Below are 359 nucleotides of genomic sequence, written 5' to 3' on the forward strand. Positions count from 1 at the left end.
TGTGGAGACACCCATGAAGCCCCTCATCCTTGCCGCCGCCCTCGCCCTGCCCGCCGCCCTCGCCCAGGCCGAGCCGTATCTGGCCCGCTGCCAGATGGGCGAATGCGTCCATTACGACCAGACCGGTCGCCAGGTCGTGGGCCAGGGCAGCGCCACTGTCCCCGGCGAGCTGGTCCTGGTCACCCTGCGCCAGGCGGTCTCCGCCGATCCCGACATCCCGGGCGACAGCCTCGCCTGGGGCGAACCCGCGCCTGTGCAGGTGTTCTGCAGCGGCACGCGCCCGGCCTTCATGGCGGGCGACGCCAGCTATACCGCGCTCGACCTGGTCACCCCGGCGGGCGCCACCACGCTGATCACCA

Annotated in this window: 1 protein-coding gene; it reads left to right on the forward strand. The window is 72.4% G+C overall.

Annotation, left to right across the window (positions count from 1 at the left end; translation table 11 throughout):
- Positions 1-13: 13 nt before the first annotated feature.
- A partial coding sequence (locus ACTJI6_RS24270; RefSeq protein WP_440804363.1) for a hypothetical protein occupies positions 14-359 on the forward strand: 346 nt, incomplete at its 3' end.

It is taken from the genome of Paracoccus sp. 22332 (genome assembly GCF_052045125.1).
GTDB classification, from domain to species: Bacteria; Pseudomonadota; Alphaproteobacteria; order Rhodobacterales; family Rhodobacteraceae; genus Paracoccus; species Paracoccus haematequi_A.